This window comes from Variovorax sp. GW460-12-1-14-LB1 (genome assembly GCF_059423605.1).
Map to the genome: position 1 here is coordinate 18,747 of NZ_JBWKYF010000066.1, position 19,459 is coordinate 38,205.

The 19,459-nt window shown below is 62.3% G+C and carries 22 protein-coding genes; 19 read left to right on the forward strand and 3 right to left on the reverse strand.

Translation table 11 applies throughout. The annotated features are described in order from the left end of the window. The 4 genes from AC07Y4_RS25775 to AC07Y4_RS25790 form a co-directional block, all read left to right on the forward strand. Positions 1 to 781 (forward strand): copper resistance protein B (locus tag AC07Y4_RS25775; RefSeq protein ID WP_495275311.1); only part of this gene is annotated, 781 nt, incomplete at its 5' end. 12 nt (positions 782 to 793) lie between these two features. Next, positions 794 to 1,333 carry a c-type cytochrome gene (locus tag AC07Y4_RS25780; protein WP_082322158.1) on the forward strand — a complete coding sequence of 180 codons (540 nt, stop codon included), beginning with the start codon at positions 794 to 796 and terminating at the stop codon, positions 1,331 to 1,333. Positions 1,334 to 1,648: 315 nt separating this feature from the next. After that, positions 1,649 to 2,020 carry a hypothetical protein gene (locus AC07Y4_RS25785; protein ID WP_159275197.1) on the forward strand — a complete coding sequence of 124 codons (372 nt, stop codon included), beginning with the start codon at positions 1,649 to 1,651 and terminating at the stop codon, positions 2,018 to 2,020. Positions 2,021 to 2,189: 169 nt separating this feature from the next. Beyond that, positions 2,190 to 2,483, forward strand: coding sequence for a four-helix bundle copper-binding protein (locus AC07Y4_RS25790; RefSeq protein WP_373866856.1), 294 nt, complete (start codon positions 2,190 to 2,192; stop codon positions 2,481 to 2,483). A 263-nt stretch (positions 2,484 to 2,746) separates the two neighbouring features. Here AC07Y4_RS25790 and AC07Y4_RS25795 read toward each other — a convergent pair whose 3' ends face one another. The 3 genes from AC07Y4_RS25795 to AC07Y4_RS25805 form a co-directional block, all read right to left on the reverse strand. After that, positions 2,747 to 4,009 (reverse strand): type II restriction enzyme NmeDI-related protein, encoded by a 1,263-nt coding sequence (locus tag AC07Y4_RS25795; RefSeq protein WP_057595437.1) that lies wholly within the window; start codon positions 4,007 to 4,009, stop codon positions 2,747 to 2,749. Between the two features lie 184 nt (positions 4,010 to 4,193). Next, positions 4,194 to 5,600 (reverse strand): heavy metal sensor histidine kinase, encoded by a 1,407-nt coding sequence (locus AC07Y4_RS25800; protein WP_082322157.1) that lies wholly within the window; start codon positions 5,598 to 5,600, stop codon positions 4,194 to 4,196. Further along, positions 5,597 to 6,280: a heavy metal response regulator transcription factor gene (locus AC07Y4_RS25805; RefSeq protein ID WP_057595436.1), complete on the reverse strand. Its 684-nt coding sequence runs from the start codon at positions 6,278 to 6,280 to the stop codon at positions 5,597 to 5,599. The genes AC07Y4_RS25800 and AC07Y4_RS25805 overlap by 4 nt, the downstream gene beginning before the upstream one ends. A 191-nt stretch (positions 6,281 to 6,471) precedes the next feature. Between AC07Y4_RS25805 and AC07Y4_RS25810 the strand changes: the two genes are divergently transcribed. The 15 genes from AC07Y4_RS25810 (at position 6,472) to AC07Y4_RS25880 (ending at position 19,338) form a co-directional block, all read left to right on the forward strand. Then, positions 6,472 to 6,867 (forward strand): hypothetical protein, encoded by a 396-nt coding sequence (locus AC07Y4_RS25810; protein WP_159275196.1) that lies wholly within the window; start codon positions 6,472 to 6,474, stop codon positions 6,865 to 6,867. Between the two features lie 67 nt (positions 6,868 to 6,934). After that, on the forward strand, positions 6,935 to 7,357 hold the full coding sequence (locus AC07Y4_RS25815; RefSeq protein ID WP_235944322.1) for a hypothetical protein: 423 nt from the start codon (positions 6,935 to 6,937) through the stop codon (positions 7,355 to 7,357). Between the two features lie 119 nt (positions 7,358 to 7,476). Next, the gene (locus tag AC07Y4_RS25820; protein ID WP_235944321.1) at positions 7,477 to 7,851 is read left to right on the forward strand and encodes a hypothetical protein; all 375 of its coding nucleotides are present in this window, start codon (positions 7,477 to 7,479) and stop codon (positions 7,849 to 7,851) included. Next, positions 7,848 to 9,269: a TolC family protein gene (locus tag AC07Y4_RS25825; RefSeq protein WP_057595435.1), complete on the forward strand. Its 1,422-nt coding sequence runs from the start codon at positions 7,848 to 7,850 to the stop codon at positions 9,267 to 9,269. The genes AC07Y4_RS25820 and AC07Y4_RS25825 overlap by 4 nt, the downstream gene beginning before the upstream one ends. A gap of 22 nt (positions 9,270 to 9,291) precedes the next feature. After that, positions 9,292 to 10,707 (forward strand): multicopper oxidase family protein, encoded by a 1,416-nt coding sequence (locus AC07Y4_RS25830; RefSeq protein ID WP_057595448.1) that lies wholly within the window; start codon positions 9,292 to 9,294, stop codon positions 10,705 to 10,707. A 42-nt stretch (positions 10,708 to 10,749) separates the two neighbouring features. After that, entirely contained in the window at positions 10,750 to 11,241 is a 492-nt protein-coding gene (locus AC07Y4_RS25835; RefSeq protein WP_057595434.1) for a cupredoxin domain-containing protein, read from the forward strand. An 83-nt stretch (positions 11,242 to 11,324) separates the two neighbouring features. Continuing rightward, positions 11,325 to 11,696 (forward strand): copper-binding protein, encoded by a 372-nt coding sequence (locus AC07Y4_RS25840; RefSeq protein WP_082322155.1) that lies wholly within the window; start codon positions 11,325 to 11,327, stop codon positions 11,694 to 11,696. Between the two features lie 50 nt (positions 11,697 to 11,746). Then, positions 11,747 to 12,598, forward strand: coding sequence for a methyltransferase, TIGR04325 family (locus AC07Y4_RS25845; RefSeq protein WP_057595432.1), 852 nt, complete (start codon positions 11,747 to 11,749; stop codon positions 12,596 to 12,598). Between the two features lie 16 nt (positions 12,599 to 12,614). Then, positions 12,615 to 13,040, forward strand: coding sequence for a hypothetical protein (locus AC07Y4_RS25850; RefSeq protein WP_057598674.1), 426 nt, complete (start codon positions 12,615 to 12,617; stop codon positions 13,038 to 13,040). A gap of 61 nt (positions 13,041 to 13,101) precedes the next feature. After that, positions 13,102 to 13,761, forward strand: a complete 660-nt coding sequence (locus AC07Y4_RS25855) for a c-type cytochrome (RefSeq protein ID WP_057595447.1) — start codon at positions 13,102 to 13,104, stop codon at positions 13,759 to 13,761. Between the two features lie 40 nt (positions 13,762 to 13,801). Then, on the forward strand, positions 13,802 to 14,002 hold the full coding sequence (locus tag AC07Y4_RS25860) for a hypothetical protein (RefSeq protein WP_159275195.1): 201 nt from the start codon (positions 13,802 to 13,804) through the stop codon (positions 14,000 to 14,002). Positions 14,003 to 14,252: 250 nt separating this feature from the next. After that, positions 14,253 to 16,229 carry a multicopper oxidase domain-containing protein gene (locus AC07Y4_RS25865; RefSeq protein ID WP_057595430.1) on the forward strand — a complete coding sequence of 659 codons (1,977 nt, stop codon included), beginning with the start codon at positions 14,253 to 14,255 and terminating at the stop codon, positions 16,227 to 16,229. A 104-nt stretch (positions 16,230 to 16,333) separates the two neighbouring features. After that, on the forward strand, positions 16,334 to 16,525 hold the full coding sequence (locus tag AC07Y4_RS25870; protein ID WP_057595446.1) for a heavy-metal-associated domain-containing protein: 192 nt from the start codon (positions 16,334 to 16,336) through the stop codon (positions 16,523 to 16,525). Between the two features lie 117 nt (positions 16,526 to 16,642). Next, on the forward strand, positions 16,643 to 19,078 hold the full coding sequence (locus tag AC07Y4_RS25875; RefSeq protein WP_216087424.1) for a heavy metal translocating P-type ATPase: 2,436 nt from the start codon (positions 16,643 to 16,645) through the stop codon (positions 19,076 to 19,078). 41 nt (positions 19,079 to 19,119) lie between these two features. Then, entirely contained in the window at positions 19,120 to 19,338 is a 219-nt protein-coding gene (locus AC07Y4_RS25880) for a globin family protein (protein WP_057598673.1), read from the forward strand. The last annotated feature ends 121 nt before the right edge of the window (positions 19,339 to 19,459 follow it).

The window sequence follows — 19,459 nt, forward strand, 5'->3', positions numbered from 1 at the left end:
CATGAAGGGCATGCCCGATATGAGCATGGAATCCATGCCTAACACGGGACCCATGCAAGGTGACAGCCCTCCGCCTGATGCCCGCGATCCTGATGCTTATGCCGAAGGAATGCCAAAGATGGCAATGTCCGGCATGGGGATGGCGGACGACGAGCGTTTTGGGCGGATCCTCGTGAACGAGTTGGAGTACGCAAGGGGACGGGATGCGCGCGGTCAGAACCTCAACCTCGAAGCTTGGTATGGGGGCGACTACAACAAGGTGTGGATCAAAGCTGAGGGTGAGCGTCGGGGGGGCCGACTCGATGCTTTTCGCACTGAAGCACTTTGGGACCACGCAGTGGCAACGTTCTGGAGCACGCAACTGGGATTGCGGCACGACAACGGAGGTGCAGGTCGCTCGCGCAGTTGGCTGGCGTTCGGTGTGCAAGGCCTCGCACCGTACTGGTTCGAAACAGAAGCGACCGCGTATGTGGGGTCAGGCGGCACACTCGCGGCGCGCGTTGAACTGCGCTACGAGGTGCTTCTGACCCAGAAGTGGATTCTCCAACCCAAGCTCGAGGCCAACTTCTACAGCAAGAATGATCCGCAACGCGGTATCGGGTCAGGGCTATCCGACTTGGAACTGGGAGTTCGCTTGCGCTATGAGGTGACTAGGCAGTTCGCCCCCTACCTGGGCGTGACCTGGTCGAGAAAAATCGGGAACACGGCGACTTACGCAAGGCAGGCAGGTGAGCGTGTCAGGGACACTCAGTTCGTGGCAGGCGTGAGATTCTGGTTCTGACAGGAGCACACCATGTCCAAATCGACCATCAGATTCGCGATCTGGATCGCCGTAGGAATTTCGATTGCCGCTGCAACGCTCGCGAGCGTTTGGTGGCGAGGCGGCTACAACGTGGCGGCAGATGACGCGCACTCCAGCATCGTCCTCGCCGCATTGACGTCAATCCGCGAGCGCTCCATCTCGGCACGTGCCAGTGGAATCACTGTGCCGGATCTGGACGCGCCGCAAATGGTTGCAACAGGGGCAAGGCAGTATGCGCAAATGTGTGTCCAATGCCATCTGGCGCCGGGTAAGGACAACTCCGATCTGCGCAAGGGACTGAACCCGCAGCCACCCAATCTCTACACCCATGGGGTTCACGATCCGGCGAGGGCATTTTGGGTAATCAAGCACGGCATCAAGATGACGGGCATGCCAGCATGGGGATCCACCCATGACGACCAGGCGCTGTGGTCGATGGTGGCTTTCTTGCAGCGACTGCCAAAGCTTTCTTCGGCAGAGTTCAAGCAGCTCACCGAGCAATCTTCCGGCACTCATCAGGAAACACAATGACTAGGCCGCTGCCTCCGCCCAACGGATCGGACCACTCGTTGGAGGCCAATGAACACATCAGCATCATCACGCGTCCCAGATTCTCTTGGGATGCCATCGCTGTCGATGATGGGCCAGCCGGCCCCACGCCGGGCTCATCTTCGAGCACTACCGATCTGGACGCTTTGCTCAGCGCGCACGGAGCTCGATTCTGTTCGCCATCGGGGTGACGGAGCGCGAACGGCTTACGGAACTGAAATGCGCGCGTACGGCTTTAACCCAAACCCCGCCCTAAAGTTGATTCGCGCGCCTAAAAAATGCTCGAAGGAACGGCAAATGTTCATCCACCCAAACCCCCGGCAACCACTACAGGAGATTTTTATGTCGATACCTCAACGCAACAGTTCATTTTTGACGAAGGCGCTCATCGGATTTGGTGTAGCCCTTATGTTTTCGGGTGCCGCTTTCGCGCAAAACCATACGTCTGAGGCCGCTCCGCAGACGAATACAAAGCCACAGGCAGCGGCCGAAGCTAAAAGGAGCGCGAAGCCGGCAGGCGTCAAGCCGATCAAGGATGGCAGTACCTCCGAGGGTGAAGGCTCGGCTGTGAAGAAGACGTCCAGGCCGGAGGCCAGAGCCCAAGAAAAAGCGGCGGTTCGCGAAACACGTCCGCACAGAGACCCTAGTCAAGGCGGAACGCCCAAGTAACTGCCATCTGATTGAATGCGGTAGGGCGTCGTGGTGACTAGGGTTTCACCGAACCGACAGCAAGCATTGAGTGTCAAGTTTCGGCAGCCCATGTTCTAGCCGGGCCACCGGCATTCACTTCGAAGGAGCTGGAAATGTCACATGAGAGTTACGTTGCATGCATCGAAGCATGCAACGGATGCGCTATCGCCTGCAATCACTGCGCATCTGCGTGCCTGAAGAAGATGACGTCAAGGTGATGGCGAGGTGCATTGCACTAGACTTCGACTGCGCCGCCGCCTGTCATTTCGCGGCGGCCGCCATGGCCCGAGATAGCGAACATGGCAAGCAGATATGCGCACTATGTACGGATATCTGCGATGCATGCGGCGAAGAGTGCGCGAAGCACAAGGAAGAACACTGCGAGGCTTGCGCCAAAGCCTGTAAGGAATGCACCGCTGCTTGTCGGACGATGTCGCATTGAATGACTATGTGGCTGGCCGAGTCATGCAGGAGCCTTCTTTCTGCGTGATTCAGTCGGTTCTCGATGCAGCGGCACTGATATGGATAGCCACTCGCCATTCGGGAAGCCCCAAGACCGGGTAGACACTTGCCTGCGAGAAGGTCCTCTCTCTCACTGGCAGTTGTAGATGCCGGTGAGACGGAATAGGCCAAGCCAGAGATGTTGCTTGTAAGCGACGCGTCCCCAAGCCTTCAAAGCGCTCGCCAGCAACGGCCGAATTCAAGTCACAGCAAGTGGGAGATCTCGTTCAACGGCTTCAAGCCCGAGCCAAATCGTCCGATCGCTTCACGATGCGTCTCGAGTTCGCTGTAGGGCAAATATCGGATGCCAAGTTCGGCGACCCGCGAGAACGCGGGGCGACGTAGCTGAAGCCGCACATCTTCGCGACGCGCATCGGGCGCCACCAGGAACATCGACACCCCGACGCCCAGCGCAGTGCCCAGTGCGAGATCTAGCATTCGCACGATGCCAGAGTAGATGGAAGTCGAGTGCTCCACCTCGAAAGCTGCAGCGATCTTCGAACCGTCGGGCTCCACCCAGATGACGTCAATCAGGCGCACCGAGTCCAGGCCGGGCTGGGCGCCTGCGGGCAGTTGCGCCAGGCAACCGTCGCCGAGCCGACCACCCGCATAGCCGCGCCCCTGGTCGTTCGAGGCGATCCAGACGCCGAAGCCGAGCGACTTGCCCAGATCGCGCAGCCATCCCTGAATTTGCGTGTGGGTCGCGTCGCTCTCGCGCTCCGCGGCCCAGCGCTTGTGAGCGGCGGCCGAATCTTCGCGAACCTTCTCGAGGTCGGCCTCCCAGCCCTGAAGGGCTGCGACCTCGTCTGTGCCCGGCGGCGCCGTGTACCGGCCCGAGCCGATGTCGAAAAGCAATCCCGCCAGCGCTCCCATGTCGTTGGACAGCAGTCGGCGGTGCTGAGCGTTCAGCCGAAGGCAGCCCTCACGCATGGAAAGGTAGTGATCCCACTTGCCGAGCTTGACGTTGCTCCCCGTGACAGCGTTGTAGCCTTTCACAATCGCCGTGTTGAACGGCATCACGATCGTGGGATGGACGAAGTACAGCAGGTTCGCCACCGCTGGTCCGAGGCCCTTGATCCCATGCGCGTCGATGCGGCGGATGGCCTCGACCACCTCTTCGGCGTTGTCGCAGCAGTCGCAGGCATGCAGCAGTCGGGCGAAGGCGCGTTGATTGGCAGTGTTTTCGTAGATGTCAGGGATGCGCAACTTCGGCTTCCAGAGAAACGCGTGGTCGGCGCCCTTGAATATCTGGCGTTGTTCCGCCACCGACCCGACGACGGTCTCGAGCGAAGAGCCGCGAAACGAGCTTCCGAAGGTCCCTGCATCGATGTCCTTGACCACCTGGGCCAGGCCCCGTCGGATGGAGCGGAAATTCTTCAGTCGCTCGTCCCACAGAAACCACGAGTTGTAGGTGCTCAACGAATCGGACTTCCAGTGAGCGATGAGTACTTCAAGACCAAGGGACATGAGCGCAGAAGGTTGGAAGGCGCCGGGCGCGACACCGTTATTGAAGCACGGCTCGAGGGCCCGAGTCTGCGTCTTGTGCGGGAATCCTGCCAGTCGGCCTGGAGCCTAGCCAGGCAAAAAGACCTCATCAGGCAAGGGCGAACCTTGCATCGCCAGTGATGGGCGATGCAATGAGCAAGGCGTATCAGCCTTCTGGCTTCATCGAAAAGCTGATTTCAGTAATGCCCGATCGGGATGTCGCGCGGGTCTGGCCTCCATGCATTCGCGCGATCGCGGCGACGATCGCCAGGCCGAGCCCATGGTGCTCTGACGAGTCTGTCCGAGAGCGCTCTGCCCGGAAGAAGCGTTTGAAAAGATTGGGTAGCACGTCGACCGGGACGGGTTCGCCGCGGTTGGCAACCTTGACCCAGACGCCGTCGGGCTGCGTGTCGATCACAACCGCAATGGTCGAGCCCGGAGCCGCATACCGGCTCGCGTTGCTCAGTAGGTTCGATAGCGCCCTGCGCACCAGGCCGGCGTCGATACCAATGTGCGCATCGCCGCTGACATGCACCTTCAACCCCGCGTCTTCGAGCGTGGCCTCGTGAAAGTCCAACACCGTGCGCACTTGGTCGGCCAGGCTGACTGGCGTCGAGCGGCGGGCGACGGCGCCGCGGTCCGCATGAGACAGGAAGAGCATGTCGATCACGATCGCGGAGACGCGCCTTGCTTCTTCCAGCGCCGACAGCAAGGCGTCGCGCAACTCCTCGATCGACCTTGGCCGCGCCAACTCGACCTCCACCATCCCGATGAGGTTGGCCAGCGGCGTGCGCAATTCATGCGCAACGTCCGCATTGAACGATTCCAACTGCTGATAGGCCTGCTCCGCCCGGTCGAGCACTGCGTTGAACTGTACGACCCAGGGAGTGATTTCGGAGGCATACGGGGAGGGATCGATGCGCCGTCCCGGGTGCGCGGGTCCCGTGGCGGCGGTCTGCTGAATCAGCTTCTTCAAAGGTTTCAGGCCTCGGCGCACAAGCAACGCACCAGTCAACGCGATTAGCAATGAGCCCAGCACGACAGCGCCGACGAGCGTCCAAGCTAGCCGATTCAGGAGCCGGGTGTCCTCCTGGATGTCGATGCCCAGTTGCAACTGCATGGCAGCGTCACCCGGCTGTGGTTGGTGCTCCTCTGTCGGCGTCCACAGCCAATGCGCAGATGCCCGCGTGGGCCTGCTCGAGTAAATAGCCTCGTCGCCGCGACGCAAGACAAGACTGATTTCTGCGTGAGTCGAAAAGAAGTCGTCCAGTTTGTGGCGCAGCCCGTCGCGTCCTGGGTCGTCGCGCGACTCTTGAATCAGGTGCTTGATCAGTTCGGACTGCCGCTCGAATTCGCTGGTCTGCTTGACCTGAAAGCTCCACGCGGTGACGGCGTAGATCGCCACGCAGACGAGGCTCAGGCCGATCAAAGCCTGCGCTGCAAACCAGCGAGACAGCGCGACCTGGATGGAGCCTGTGCTTTCGGTGGGGAAGGCGGCATCGGTTGCCGTCGGCTTGACGACCGCGGAGGTCGCCGTTGCATCGGGCTCGCGGATGGTTCCGGCGGCGTTCACGATCCGCTGCCCTGCCGGCTCTCCAGCACATACCCCATGCCGCGCACCGTGTGCAGTAGTTTCTCTTCGAAAGGATCGTCGATTTTGCTGCGCAATCGCCGAATGGCTACTTCCACGAGGTTGGTGTCGCTGTCGAAATTAATGTCCCACACCTGTTCAGCCAACTGGGTGCGCGACAGCACGTTGCCTTGGCGGCGCATGAGCAGCGTCAACAGCGCGAACTCCTTGGCGGTCAGCTCCAAGCGGTGCCCATTGCGCGTCGCCTTGCGCGCCACTACATCGAGGTTCAGGTCTCTGAGCGTGTAGTTGGACACCTCATGGAGCTTGCCGCGCCGCAGCAGCGCCTGGATTCGTGCCAGCAGTTCGGAGAACGCGAAGGGCTTGGCGAGGTAGTCGTCCGCGCCGCTTTGGAGGCCTCGCACGCGGTCTGCCACTTCATCTCGGGCTGTCAACATCAGTACAGGCATCGATTTGGATTTGCGCAGGGCCTCCAGAACGGCGAACCCATCGATGCCCGGCAGCATCACGTCCAGTACCAGGAGGTCGTAGTCCCCATCGAGCGCAAGACTGCGCCCCTCGATGCCCGTGCGCGCGAGGTCGACCACGAAGCCGCTCTCGGTCAGGCCCTTGACGAGGTAGTCGCCCAGTTTGTGTTCGTCTTCGATGACTAGGATTCGCATTGTCGAATGCTACGGCGTGGGGTCGCGTGCGTGGATTACTTCTTTGTAATCCAAGTGGCGGGTGATTGGCGGACTGGCTTCCTAGAGTCGTTGCATGCCAGCCAATTGACTGGCATCGCCGGCTCAGCATTCGATGCCGACGTGTTCAGTGCAGCTCGCGAAGTCGAGCAAATAATTGAAGGAGACCTACCATGAAGAACCGTCAAGTCCTGTCGCTCGCACTTGCCGTTGGTGCAGGAGTTGCATTCGTCGCGCCGTTTGCGGTCTACGCAGAAGGCCCGTCCCACTTTGCGCCCAACGAAGCCGGCGTGGTCTATCACGCAAATGAAGCGGGACAAGCAAAATCCCAGGCCCAGGTATCGGCTGAACTCGCGGACGCACAGAAAACCCCTGCTGGGGCCAGCATGCTGCGCTGGGGATCGATGAACACGCCGAAGGTCGGAGCCGCCAAGTCGCGGGCTGAAGTGGTGGCAGAACTAGAAGCCGCGCAGAAGCAGCCCAACTGGGATGCCGCTTCTCGGCTCGGTGCCCCCCTGCCAGCGCCCAGAGGTGACGCGAGCAAGGCTCGCGCACAAGCGCAGCCCTAAGGTTTGCGCGCAAAACTGGACGTCCATACAGGCCTCTTGGCACACTGCTCGATTTAGAATTCGCCGTATGCACCGGGTTCGCCTGTTCGTCCTTTGGATCATGATGTTTGCCGTACCGTTCCAAGGGTACGCGGCGGCGGCCATGGTCTTTTGCGGACCTGGACACGCCAGTGCGATGACGGAAATGTCCGCCGAGCGGTCCGGGATGCACGACCACGCCCGTCCGCACGCGGACGGGCGTGGCGACCATCACCACGAGGCGTCACAAGCCACCAAGCCGCCCGCGAAAGACAGCATCGCCAAGACCGCAAGCGCGGAACCTGACGCGATGCACAAGTGCGGAACCTGCGGCGCGTGCCATGCCACCGCGCTGACCTGCACGCTGGAGCTGGCCGTCTTCCACGACCTTCCTCGCGCCGATCTGGCGGAGCCCGCCATCACTGTGGCCACGCTCGCGCCACACGTTCTAGATAAACCTCCTCGCGCCTAGTGGCGTTCGCTGCGCCTGTGAACCAAATCACGGACCGCCGCGAACGCTTGTGCATCGCCTGCGTCATGCCTTTTTCGGGCAGCTCTGACGCACTCCGTTCATGAACTTACGAGGACTCCATGTTCCATCTATCGCTGGCCCGTTGGCTGGCTGTTTTCCCCGCTATGGTGGCGCTGGCCGCTGTCGCTCAACTTTCGGCGCCCACCCCGGCTGCTATGCCCGCGCCTGCCGGTGCTGCAACGACTGCGACACCGCCGCCAGTCCTGACCTACAGATCGGCGCTCGAGGGCTATCAGCCCTTTGCCGACGAAAAGCCGATTCCCTGGAAAGAAGCTAACGAGACGGTCTACCGACGCGGCGGCTGGCAGGCCTACGCTAAGGAAGCGTCGAATTCCGGCGCAGCCGAGGCCGAAACGCCCAAGGCTGCAACTGCTACGCCGGCCGCTCAGTCAGGCCATTCGATGCCTATGCCTGCGAAGAAGGAGAAGCCATGAAACGGGTCCTTCGCTTGACAGCTGTTGCCGTCGCGGCGGCCGTCCTCGCCGGGTGCGCGTCGGTCAGTATCGACGATGCCCTGAGCGAGACCAACACCAAAGCTCAGCAGTTCACCGGTGGAAAGCTCGAACTCAGCAGGACCCAGGAGCAACGCGACCGCCGCGCCGCCTTGTCGCAGGAACTTCTTGCAAAGCCATTGACGCAGAGCGACGCGGTTCAGCTGGCACTGGCCAACAGTCCGTCCGTCCAGGCCTTGATCGCGCAGAGTTGGGGCGACATCGCAGCGACCAACCAGAGCAGCCGACTGCCGAACCCGATCCTCTCATTCGCACGCACCCGACTGAACAGTGAGCTCGAGTTGGACCGTCTGCTGTCGTTCGGACTGGTGGACCTCATCCTGTTGCCACAACGCTTGTCGATCTCCAGAAGCCAAGCCAGTCAGGCCAAGGTCCAACTGACCAGTGCCGTCGTCGACCAGGTCACGCAGGTCAAGCAAGCCTGGGTCCGTGCGGTTGCCGCGCAGCAGTCGCTGCAGTACGCCGAACAGGTGAACAAGTCTGCCCAGGCCAGCGCCGAGCTCGCCCGCCGGATGCAGCTCATTGGGAATTTCTCCAAGCTGCAGCGTGCACGCCAACAGGTGTTCTATGCGGATGCGGCGACCCAGCTCGCCGCGGCACAGCACGCCACCACCGCTGCGCGCGAAGAGTTGATTCGTGTCTTAGGGTTGAATGATGAGCAGGCTGCCAAGTTGACGCTGCCCGAACGTCTGCCTGACCTGCCCAAGGCCCCTCGTGAGGCGAAGGAAGTCGCGGCGACCGCGACCGAGCAGCGTTTGGATGTCCAGCTCGCGCGCGCTCAACTGGACGTGGCGGGCAAGTCGCAAGGCATCAACCTGCTGTCGACCTTCATCGATGTCGAGGTCGGTGGCCGACGCGACACCGTTTTCGACAACGCGGAGAACACAAAGAGCACCCGCCGAGGCTTCGAGCTCGGCATGCGCCTGCCGCTATTCGACTGGGGGTCGGCACAGCGCGACATGCTGAATGCACAGTCGCTGGCCGCAGCGAACCGGTACGACGCCACGGTTCGCGGCGCGGCCTCGCAACTGCGCGAGGGGTATTCGGCCTACCGCACTGCCTACGACATCGCGCGCCACTACCGCGACGAGATCGTCCCGCTGCGTCAGGCCATGGCCGACGAAAACGTGCTTCGCTACAACGGGATGCTGATCGGCGTCTTCGAGTTGCTCGCCGAGGCACGCGATCAGATTTCCAGCGTATCCAACGCCATCAACGCCCAGCAGCAGTTCTGGCTGGCCGACGCGGCACTCTCCGCCTCGGTGATGGGCAAGCCCACCGCGACGGGTGGCTCGATGGCCGGTGGCGGCGGTGAAGCCTCCGCTGCTGCCGCGCACTGACCCCATCAATGAATTGAACGACATGACCAGCAGACGCAACTTCATCACCGGCGCCGGCGCCATCACCGGGGCTGTCGCCGCGGCCAGCGTGAGCAAGGTAGCAATGGCAGCCTTGCCAGAGCCCGTGCTTCAGACCTCTCCTAACACGATGCCGCCGCTCGCTCCTGCGAGCGGCCGGCCCTATAACCCCGTGGTCACGCTCAATGGCTGGACCCTCCCTTGGCGCATGAACAACGGCGTCAAGGAATTTCACCTGGTGGCCGAACCGGTGGTGCGCGAGATGGCACCGGGCTTCAAGGCCAACCTGTGGGGCTACAACGGCCAGTCGCCCGGCCCGACCATCGAAGTAGTCGAAGGCGACCGGGTACGGATCTTCGTGACCAACAAGCTGCCCGAGCACACCAGCATCCACTGGCATGGTCAGCGGCTTCCCAACGGCATGGACGGGGTCGTGGGCCTGAACCAGCCGCCGATCCGGCCGGGCAAGACTTTCGTCTATGAGTTCGTAGCACGTCGCCCCGGCACCTTCATGTACCACCCGCATGCGGACGAAATGACGCAGATGGCGATGGGGATGATGGGCTTCTGGGTCACGCACCCGAAGGCAGAGCATCCACTGATCGAGAAGGTCGACCGCGACTTCGTGTTCCTGCTCAATGCCTACGACGTAGAGCCCGGCAGTGCCACGCCCAAGATCATGACGATGCTGGACCAAAACCTGTGGTCCTGGAACAGCCGAATCTTCCCGGGCATCGACTCGCTGAACGTCCGGCTCAACGACAAAGTGCGCATCCGAATCGGCAACCTGACGATGACGAACCACCCCATCCATCTGCACGGGCACGAGTTCCTGGTCACGGGCACCGATGGTGGGCCGACGCCCAAGTCTTCGCGCCAGTACGAGGTGACCACCGACGTGGCGGTCGGCCAGATGCGCCAGATCGATTTTCTGGCCGACGAGGAAGGCGACTGGGCCTTCCACTGCCACAAGAGCCATCACACGATGAACGCCATGGGCCATGACGTACCGACCATGATCGGCCTCGATCACAAGGATGTGGCCAAGCAGATCTCCAGCCTAGTGCCCGACTACATGGTCATGGGCGAGCGTGGCATGGCCGACATGGCCGAGATGGAAATGCCCATCCCCGACAATACCGCGCGAATGATGACGGGCGAAGGTCCGTTCGGTTCGGTCGAGATGGGCGGCATGTTCAGCGTGGTCAAGGTGCGCAAGAACCAGAAGCCGGGGGACTACTCGAATCCCGGCTGGTTCAAGCATCCCAAGGGCACGGTGGCCTACGAGTTGAACGGCCCGGCACCAGAAACCTCGCGCCAGCGCGGTGCCGGCGCAGCCGCAATGGCTCCTCAGAACATGCCCGCTAAGAACATCGAAGTTCAGATCCGCAAACCCGCCAGTGGCCACTCAGGCCACTGATCTTTCTCGCATTCTTCCAACCTCAACTCTCAAAGGAAACACATGAAATCCATCTTCCGCAATACCGCGCTCGCTGCCTTGGTTGCACTGGCTGCCGCCGGTGCTTCCGCATCGGGCACTCACGCTGGCGGTCACGGCCACGACGCCGACGAAGCGATCGGCAAGCCTGGCCTGGCCGCTAAGGCCACGCGCACCATCAACGTCGACATGGCGGACAACATGCGCTTCACACCTGCCGATATCTCCGTCACGCAGGGTGAGACCGTGCGCTTCGTGATCAAGAACTCGGGCCAGATCAAGCACGAACTCGTGCTCGGCACCGAGAAGGAACTCAAGGAGCACTACGAGGCCATGAAGAAAAACCCCGAGATGGAGCATGCCGATCCGAACATGGTGACCCTGGCTGGTGGCAAGACCGGCGAGATCGTCTGGCAGTTCACCAAGGCCGGCAAGGTCGACTTCGGCTGCCTGCAACCGGGCCACTACGACGCCGGAATGAAAGGGGCCGTGAAGGTCTCCAAGTCCAGCAAGTAAGTGCGACTTACGGCGATTTCGCAGCGCTCCTTCCATCGAAAGCGCTGCGGAATGCAAAACCTCAATTCCTTCAGGAGAGTCTCATGTCGAATAAACGCTTTGCGTTCCTGGCCCTTGTTGCCGCCCTGTCGTTCGTTGGCGCAGCCAACGCACAATCCTCCAAGTCCATGGCCGATATGCCAGGCATGTCCGAAAAGACCCCTGCGGCCGGCGGCTCGGACCCTGCAGCCTCTGAACTCACCGAGGGCGAGGTCCGCAAGGTGGACAAGGACAACAAGAAGCTCACGATCAAGCACGGTCCGCTGAAGAACCTGGACATGCCCGGCATGACCATGGTGTTCGGCGTCAAGGACGACGCCATGCTCGACAAAGTCGAGACCGGCGCCAAGGTCCGCTTCCTGGCGGAAAAGGTCGACGGAAAGATCGTTGTCACCAAGATCGAATCGGCTCGCTAACACCACACGCAAGCTGGTCGGCATCGCTCATCAAGCGGACGGAGGAAATAATGGCTGACTCCGATGCGGCACAAGTCCTGCGGCGAATCCTGGAAGGGCCGCTCACGCGGCCGGCATTGCAGCGCTGGCGGCGCAGACGGTTCTTATCCGCAACAGGGTTCGCTGGCTACTTTGGCGTGTTCGAGGAGTTTGCGCAAGCCCGGGCCTGGCTTCCCGCCAGTCCGGAGTTTGACCACGCACCCCTGGCGGCCGAGTACGTGGACATCCGCACGAAGAAGGTGTTCGCCTACGACTATCCGGTGATGTGGTGGCTCGACCGTGCATTCAGAGACGGTGCCACCAAGGTGCTCGACATCGGCGGCTCGGTCGGTGTCCATTACTACGCCTACCGCCGCTACTTTGAGATGCCGCGCGACTTGTCGTGGCATGTCGTTGAAGTGCCTGCAATCGCCTCCATCGGCAGAGAAATGGCTTTCCAGGCAGAGGTCAGTGCATTGGGTTTTTCAGACGCGGCCAGCCTAGGCCAGGTACTGGATGGCAATGACATCTGGATATCTGCCGGAGCTCTGCACTATCTGGAAAATGCGCACCCTGCCAATCTGCTTGCCGAGGGTAAAGATTGTCCGCGGCACATCTTGCTGAACAAGCTGCCCCTGTACGACGGCGAAGACTATGTCACGACGCAGAACATCGGCAATGGATGCTTCTCACCGATGTACGTCTACAACCGCCAGCGTTTCATCAGCGATATCGAGACGCAGGGTTATGCCTTGCGTGATGCATGGCAAGTTCACGAGCGCTCCATCTATCTTCCCGGGTTTCCCGAGCGCTGCGTGCCTGTGTTCAGCGGTCTCTACTTTCGCAAGCTGGACGGCGCAAGCCACGGCGGCGATGAGTCCTAGCCGATCTTGTGGTCACATGCCGCAGGTTGTTTCTTCCGATATGACGAAGATAAAACACATCCTCGTCGACATGGCACGCCCTGTGGCAACGGGGATTCTTAGCCTGACAGTCTCCATCGGTCTATCGGGCTGCGCCGGTTTCTACCAGCGGTTTCGCGATTTCCAGAACGGTTGGCGTACAGGCGAAATTGTCGAGATCGGCCGCGCGACCGAGATTCGACGCAGCGGACGCACGGACTGCAGGAAGACGGCCAGTCCGAACGAGCTTGCACTCAATCGCTTCGCCACCCTGGCTGATCGTTCGACGGGGCAGCGCCACGCGCACATCGTGATACTGGATCCTGAGACCCCCCTCGAAATGGGCGACATCGTTTCGACCAATGTCGTCAAGTGTGGCACGCCCATTCGCGTGTTGTCGCACGCACGAGCGCCGCATGGGTGACACGACTGACACGATCTCCAGCCATCTCTCGGAGCCAGCCTCCCTAAAACCTGAAAACCTCATGAAATTGCTCCTGCCTCTCTTGCTTGCTGCTCTCGGCGGACTCGCGTCCGGAACCTCTTTCGCGGCCGATCCCATGCCTATGGGCGCTACCGAAAAAGCCACTTCCAGGCCGGCCAAGGCGGACATCGCGAACGGTGAAGTCGTTTTCAACGCAAAGTCCTGCGCGGCGTGTCATAGCGCCGACGGAAATTCAAGCGTTCCCGCCAATCCCAAGCTGGCTCAGCAGCATCCGGAATACTTGCTTAAGCAGCTACAGGAGTTCAAGTCCGGCAAGCGCAAGAGCGCTGTTATGGCTGGCATGGCGGCGATGCTTTCCGATCAGGAGATGCGCGATGTTGCCTGGTTCCTGGGCTCCAAGCCCATCAAGCCCGGATTTGCGAGGGAGAAGGATCTGGTGGCGTTGGGCGAGAAGATCTACCGGGGCGGTATTGGTGACCGTGCCGTGCCGGCCTGCGCGGGTTGCCACAGCCCCAACGGAGCAGGCATTCCGATCCAGTACCCGCGGCTGGGCGGGCAGCACGCGGAGTACGTCGCCGCGCAACTGACTGCTTTTCGTGATGGAACGAGATTGAACAGCACGCCGATGAACGGCGTGGCGGCACGCTTGAACGACCGTGAAATAAAAGCGGTTTCCGACTACATCGCAGGCTTGCACTAGCCGCTCTTGATGACGTTCTTTTGCTGACACGGAGCACCCCATGTACGTAACAGGACGCTGGGTTTCCGAGAACGTGGTGAGCACCATGTTCGTGGCTTGGCTGATCGGCGTAGGCGTCTTCCTCGGCATCCTGTTCTGGCAACGCCGCAAGTACAGGGGCAAGACAGGTGGTGTGCCGCGGGCATCCTCGCACACGCGCAAATCCCGCGCGGCCCGGCGGCGGCGCCGAAACGGTCGATGAATTTCGCGATCAGTTTGGCGCAACCGGGTCGGCGTCCGACAGACAGCCTCTCATGCGTAGGCGAATCTCCGGGAGGTCATCCTGGTGACGAGGCCGCAGCCAGACTGAACTCATGCTGCGAACTGCAAAGACGGTCCTGCTCGATGAAGGCCGCACTCAAGAATTGATTCCTCGTGCCATGCCCCAATTAGGCAGGAGGAAGAAGCCGTAATGGCTCTGCGCGAGAAACCATCAATGAAAGGGATCTTCGATGTTCGCTCAACCCATCGACTACTTCCTGGCCGTCTGGTTCGTATTGGCGGCCCTGTCCACCGCCTACGTCGCATGGGACCAGCTGCGCCACAACCCCGAGCCGGTCGTGATGAAGTGGGGATTCATCCTCGTCACGCTCTACCTCGGTCCGCTGGGCTTGCTGCTCTACGTGATGGCGGACAAAGAGCCAGCCCCCGGCGAGCACGAAGAGTTTGTCAAGCCGCTGTGGAAACAGGGCGTGGGCTCCACGATCCACTGCGTGGCGGGCGATGCAACGGGCATCATCTTGGCGGCGGTCGTAACCGCGGTGCTGGGGCTGCCGATGTGGATCGACCTGATCGTCGAGTACGTTGCCGGCTTTGCGTTCGGCCTGTTCATCTTCCAGTCGCTCTTCATGAAGAACATGATGGGAGGCACCTACTGGGAAAACGTCAAGAAGTCGTTCATGCCGGAATTTATCAGCATGAATTCAATGATGGCGGGCATGGCCCCTGTGATGGCGCTTCTGATGATGGGCCGCGACATGCGGGCGATGGACCCGACCGAGCTCGTCTTTTGGGGCGTGATGTCACTGGGTGTGGCCATCGGCTTTGCGGTGGCGTATCCGGTCAACGTCTGGATGGTGTCTCGGAAGATGAAGCACGGGCTGATGACCGAGCGTCGGCCCGAGAAGAAGGTCGAGGCGCAAGCCGATGTGACCACGGCACCCGGGCATGCCCCAATGCATGCGCATGGCTCGACGCCTGTCGCCGCGGCCACCCCTGCGGCCCAACACGCCGGCCACGAACCTAGCCCCCAGCCCGCGCTGGATAAGCCGCGCGATAAATCAGGCCATGCGCAGGGAGGTCACGGCGGCCACAGTATGCGGCCGAATGTGACGCGGCCGCAGCTGGCGGCCGTGACGATGACCACCACGCTAATGCTGCTGGCCGGCATGACGATGCCCGCGATGTTTGTGAACATGCGTCTGTCGAACCGGGACGTGGGTGGCGCCATCATGCCGCCGTCGATGATCATGGGCTGGGACACGCCCGGCCAGGCGATGCGCGACATGTCGGCCATACACCCGCGCGAGATCGCACACATCGCTGGGACGCAGACTCGCGGCGACGTGGATCTTGTCCCCACGCTGGACAACGGCATCAAGGTCTTCAACCTCGAGACCAGTGTCATCCGGTGGAGCATCCTGCCGGACGTGACCGTCGAGGGCTACGCATTCAACGCGACGATTCCAGGCCCAAGGATTCGCGTCACAGAAGGCGACCGGGTGCGCATCAAGGTGACGAATCGGTTGCCCGAGAGCACCACTGTGCATTGGCACGGGCTGATCCTGCCGAACGAGATGGACGGCCCTGCCAAGATCACGCAGCAGCCGATTCCGCCCGGTGGCTCCTACACCTACGAGTTCACGACCGAGCAGGCAGGCACGTTTTTCTATCACTCGCACGACCATGTGGACCGCCAGCAGGCCTTCGGTTTGTATGGGGCCCTGATCATCGATCCCAAGCAGGCCGAGCAGGCCCCCAAGGCGGATCACGAATACGTGATCCAGCTGCAGGAATGGCTCAAGCGCGAGGGCCTGACTTACCCGGCGATGCTGATGGAAGGCGGATTGCCGAACTACTTCACCATCAACGGAAAGGCATTTCCCGCTACCGACACAGTGAAGATGAAGGTGGGGGAAACCATCAAGCTGCGGTTCGTCGGAAGCAACAACAATTTCGTGCATCCCATGCACGTTCATGGTGGCCCCTTCACCGTCGTTGCAAGGGACGGCTACGTGCTTCCGGAATCGGCGCGCTTTCAGGCCGACACCGTCAACGTCGGCCCGGGCCAGCGCTACGACGTGATCTGGAAAGCGCTTCGACCTGGCAAGTGGCTGGTCCACTGTCACATCCCGCACCACACGACCAACAATAACGTCGAGCAAGACGGAGGCGGCGGCCTGATGATGGTCCTGGAGGTGGAAGCCTGAATGCGAGGAAGCACATTGTTGGAGGATCTGGCGACAGAGATTCGCTTGACCTTCACACGATGTCAAGCCTGATACTGGAGTCACTTTCACTCAAGGAGTCTCTCATGCAAGAGTTCGTCATCCAGTCAATGTCCTGCGGTGGCTGCGCGAGCCGGATCGCGCAGGCAGTCAAGAACCTGGACGCAACGGCGAAGATCGAGGTCGACCTGCCGACCAAGACGTTGCGCGTCGACGGCGCCGAGGACCGTGCGTCTTTGACAGCGGCCCTGACGAAAGCAGGCTACCCGCCGAATTGATCTGCCACGCATGGGACGTCGGCCTCAATCGGCTGAAGTGGTCTTGTGCTTGGCCCGTGCGGACTGCATGTACGCCCGTGTGGGCGCATCCAGTCAGTTTATCGTTGGAGAACTCGAATGAACCCTACGTCGCCCAACCTGCATGAACACCACAAGGGGCATCATGGTGCGCATCCGCCCACCTCTGAAGAATTGTTGCACGAGACCGATGCGGTTCTGAAGGACCCCGTTTGCGGGATGAAGGTGACCACGCAGTCCCCGCACGTCTTGCAACATGAAGGCGAGCCGGTCTACTTCTGCAGTGTCGGTTGCAAGGCCAAGTTCGAGGCCGACCCGGCAAAGTATGCACAGCGCAGCGCACAGCCGGTTGCCCCGCTCGTTCTAGCGCCTGCGGACCTCGCGCAGCCCCGCCCCGTGGGCACGGTCTACACCTGCCCCATGCACCCGGAGATCCGGCAGGACCACCCGGGCAACTGCCCCAAGTGCGGCATGACGCTGGAGCCCGAGATGCCGACCCTCGACGAGGGCGAAGATCCCGAGCTGAAAGACTTCAAGCGGCGCTTCTTCTGGACGCTGCCGCTGAGCGTTGTCGTCACCGTGCTCGCCATGGCCGGCCACCGCCTGCAGTGGTTCGAGATGGACACGCAAAGCTGGATCGAGCTCGTGCTCAGCGTGCCGATCGTGCTGTGGGCCGGTTGGCCGTTTTTTGTGCGCGCGGTGCAGTCGGTGGCGAACCGCAGCCCGAACATGTGGACCCTGATCGGCCTGGGCACGGCCGCCGCCTTTGTCTACAGCGTCGTGGCCACGGTGGCGCCGGGCGTGTTCCCCGCGTCGTTCGTGTCGATGGGGCGCGTGTCGGTCTACTTCGAGGCGGCGGCGGTGATCATTTCGCTCACCCTGCTGGGCCAGATCCTCGAGCTCAAGGCACGCTCGCAAACCTCCGCGGCCATCAAGTCGCTGCTGGGGCTCGCACCGAAGACGGCACGCCGGATCGGCGCCGACGGCACCGAGGAAGACGTGCCCATCGGCCACGTGCATGTCGGCGACAAGCTGCGCGTGCGCCCCGGGGAGAAGGTGCCGGTGGACGGCGTGGTGATCGAAGGCGGTAGCGCGGTCGACGAGTCGATGCTCACCGGCGAGCCGCTGCCCGTGACCAAGCGCGTGGGCGACAAGCTCATCGGCGCGACGCTCAACACCAACGGCGCGCTGGTCATGCAGTCGGAAAAGGTCGGCTCGCAGACCGTGCTCGCGAGCATCGTGCAGATGGTCGCGCAGGCCCAGCGCTCGCGCGCGCCGATGCAGCGGATGGCCGACCAGGTCGCCGGCTATTTCGTCATGGCGGTCATCGCCGTCGCGGTGCTGACCTTCTTCGCCTGGGGGTTCTTCGGGCCGCAGCCCAGCTGGGTCTACGGCCTCATCAATGCCGTGGCGGTGCTCATCATTGCCTGCCCCTGTGCGCTCGGCCTTGCGACGCCGATGTCGATCATGGTGGCCACCGGCAAGGCGGCCACGCAGGGCGTGCTGTTCCGCGATGCCGCGGCGATCGAGAACTTCCGAAAGGTCGACGCGCTCATCGTCGACAAGACCGGCACCCTGACGGAAGGCCGGCCGCAGTTCGAGCGCGCGGTGCCTGCGCCCGGCTTCACCGCCGACGAGGTGCTGCGCCTGGCGGCCAGCCTGGACCAGGGCAGCGAACACCCGCTGGCCGACGCCATCGTGCGGGCGGCGCGCGAGCGCCAGCTGGCGCTGGACACGCCCGAGGGTTTCGAATCGAGCAGCGGCATCGGCGTGAGCGGCGCCGTGGCCGGCCGGAAGCTGGCGCTGGGCAACACGGCGCTCATGGAACAGCTGCGCGTGCGGGTCGACGCACTCAAGCCGCAGGCCGAGGCGCTGCGGGCCGAGGGCGCGAGTGTCATGTTCCTGGCGGTGGACGGCCAGGCGGCCGGGCTGCTCGCGGTGTCGGACCCGATCAAGCCGACCACGCTGGAGGCGCTGGCCGCGCTCAAGGCTTCGGGTCTGCGCGTCATCATGGCCACGGGCGACGGGCTGACCACCGCCCGGGCCGTCGCCGCGAAGCTGGGCATCGACGAGGTGCACGGCGAAGTGAAGCCGGCCGACAAGCTCGCGCTGGTCGACCGGCTGCAGCGCGAGGGCCGCATCGTCGCGATGGCCGGCGACGGCATCAACGACGCGCCCGCGCTCGCCAAGGCCGACGTCGGCGTGGCGATGGGCACCGGCACCGATGTCGCGATGAACAGCGCCCAGGTGACGCTGGTCAAGGGTGACCTGCGCGGCATTGCACAGGCGCGCGTGATCTCCGAGCAGACCATCGCCAACATGAAGCAGAACCTCGGCTTCGCCTTCCTCTACAACGCGCTGGGCGTACCGCTGGCCGCGGGCGTGCTGTTCCCGTTCACGGGCTGGCTGCTGTCGCCGATGATCGCCGCGCTGGCCATGAGCCTGAGCTCGGCCTCGGTCATCGCCAACGCCTTGCGCTTGCGTGGAGCCAAGAGCGACGTTCACGCGTCCCACGTCGGCGAAAGATCGACCTAGGCGTGCAGCCCGGCGGCTTCGCTGCGCGCGAAGGAGCTCCTATGAAGAGACCCAAGCCACTCGAGCTGCACCTGCTGGAAATCTACCAGGAGGCCCTGCGACGGAGAAACTGGGTGGTTGCTGAGCACCTGCTGTGCGCCATCGAGGCGTGCGCCCCTGCCGATGCGCCGATCAGCGAGACAGTGGCAAAGGCCTACGGGGTCCTGGCCGCCGAGGCGCGAAAGCCTTGTTGTTGCGGGACGCGAAGGAAGCGTCACTGAGGCTTGGCGGTCAAGCGTAGTAGTCCCGCTCGAAGTCGTTGTTGAGTAAGCGCGGCCTCAAGGCCCTCTTGACGTCGACTGGTTGAACAGATCGGCGATGCTCAGACGTCGAGCACTTGGC